At 64.2% G+C, this 2008-nt stretch carries 2 protein-coding genes and 1 pseudogene; all 3 read left to right on the top strand.

Annotated elements, in window-relative coordinates:
- Positions 1–18: 18 nt before the first annotated feature.
- A complete protein-coding gene (locus ACOJSN_RS11220) occupies positions 19–876 on the top strand; it encodes a universal stress protein (protein ID WP_420112584.1) in 858 nt (285 codons plus the stop codon).
- A gap of 59 nt (positions 877–935) precedes the next feature.
- Positions 936–1586 (top strand): hypoxia response regulator transcription factor DosR/DevR, encoded by a 651-nt coding sequence (gene dosR / locus ACOJSN_RS11215; protein ID WP_420112583.1) that lies wholly within the window; start codon positions 936–938, stop codon positions 1584–1586.
- Between the two features lie 74 nt (positions 1587–1660).
- Positions 1661–2008, top strand: a pseudogene (locus ACOJSN_RS11210) (histidine kinase); the annotation flags it as partial.

The following is a 2008-nucleotide window of genomic DNA, read 5'->3' as shown; positions in this document are numbered from 1 at the left end:
AGTTGTGAAAGGACCGCCATGAAGGATCGTCCACCGCCTTCGCCCGCCATCGTTGTCGGTGTCGATGGATCACGTGCGGCACTGACAGCGGCCCTGTGGGCGGTCGACGAGGCAGTGGAGCGCGACCTTCCGCTACGCCTCCTGTATGCCATCGAGCCACGGCCCGTGCCCAGCGCCGACCAGGCAGCACGAGACCTCGCGACTGCGGAGATCTCGATCCGCGAAGCTTTCATGGCGATCGAGGCCCTGAACCTGCCGCTGAAGATCGAGGTCGAGATCGTGCAGGACAGCGCCCGCCGCGCGCTGATCAATGCCTCCTACTCGGCGCTCATGCTCTGTCTCGGCAGCCGGGGGATCGGACAGTCCACCGGGCGTCACTACGGGTCGGTGGCGGCGGTGGTGTCCAGGACCGCGCGATGCCCGGTGGCGATCATTGCTCAGTCGCACCCACCGAAGTCGGGATTCATCCTCGCTGAACTCGATGATTCTCCGGACCGCGCGAACGTTCTCGAGATAGCGGTGGCCGAGGCGTTGCTCCGGCATCGCCCCCTGCGAGTTCTGGGTAACTGGCGGCCGCGGTTCTCCGACGTCGCCGACGCCTCCAACACCACCGCGATCAATCGCCAGGCTCGAGGGCAATTGGACAAGCAACTCGAGTGGTGGCGCAGGCGTCACCCCTCGTTGGACATCGCCGCCGTGATCACGCCGGGCAACATGGTCAATTACGTTGCCCAACATCGGGATCTGATCGAGCTTCTGGTGGTCGGCCAACGGCAGGCCGGGGGTAACTCAGGCGGCCCGAACACCGGTGCGCATCCCGCGCTCAGTGAGACCACATGTTCGCTGCTGATCTGCGGCAGCAACCGGGTGCTGTGAGCGATACTCACATCAGGCCGGTGCTTTCGGTGCCCGCACAACCCCTCGAGAGGCCGACGATGGTGACGGTGTTCCTGGTCGACGATCACGAGGTGGTGCGACGTGGACTGATCGACCTGCTCAGCGCAGACCCCGAGTTGGAGATCGTCGGGGAGGCGGGCTCGGTGTCAGAGGCGCTGGGCCGGATTCCGGCGCTGCGCCCCGACGTCGCGGTCCTCGATGTGCGGCTGCCGGACGGCAACGGTATCGAGCTCTGCCGGGAACTGCTGTCGCGCATGCCGGATCTGCATTGCCTGATGTTGACCTCGTTCACCTCGGATGAGGCGATGCTCGACGCGATCCTGGCGGGTGCCAGCGGCTACGTGGTCAAGGACATCAAAGGGATGGAACTGGCGCACGCCGTCAAGGAGGTCGGAGCGGGACGCTCGTTGTTGGACACGCGCGCCGCTTCGGCGCTGATGGCAAAGCTGCGGGGGGCTGCCGAACACACGGACCCGTTGTCGGTTCTCAGCGAGCAGGAACGTGTCTTGCTGGACCTGCTGGGGGAAGGACTGACCAACAAACAGATCGCCGACCGGATGTTCCTGGCCGAGAAGACGGTGAAGAACTACGTTTCCCGGCTGCTGACCAAGCTGGGTATGCAGCGGCGCACCCAGGCGGCGGTGTTCGTCTCCAAACTCCACACTCACGAACGGCCGGGATACGGCTGAGAAGATGATCGGTTGAAGCTGAGAATCGGTCGTAGAGATGTCATAAAAGTGTCAGAGGGTGCAGACTGGGAACCATGACCGGGATGGGGACCGGTGGCAGGGACCGGCCGATCTCGGAGACCCTCTCGCAGTTGCGTCTACGCGAACTGCTGGGTGAAGTTCGCGACCGTATCGACCAGATCGTCGAAAGTCGCGATCGTCTGGACGGGTTGGTGGACGCCATGCTCACCGTGACATCGGGCCTGGATCTGGATTCGACGCTGCGCACCATCGTGCACACTGCGATCGAGCTGATCGACGCCCGCTACGGTGCACTCGGCGTGCGGGGCGAGGGACACGAACTCGTTGAATTCATCTACGAGGGAATCGATCCCGTCACACGCGAGAAGATCGGACCGCTGCCCCAGGGCCGAGGGGTTCTC

This window comes from Pseudactinotalea sp., from assembly GCF_048594945.1.
GTDB lineage: Bacteria > Actinomycetota > Actinomycetes > Actinomycetales > Beutenbergiaceae > Pseudactinotalea.
The sequence above is the reverse complement of the archived record's forward strand: the minus strand, read 5'-3'. Positions and strand labels throughout refer to the sequence as shown.

Coding starts and splice junctions, on each gene's coding strand:
- ACOJSN_RS11220 (WP_420112584.1), top strand. CDS start 19: ATGAAGGATCGTCCACCGCCTTCGCCCGCCATCGTTGTCGGTGTCGAT.
- dosR (WP_420112583.1), top strand. CDS start 936: ATGGTGACGGTGTTCCTGGTCGACGATCACGAGGTGGTGCGACGTGGA.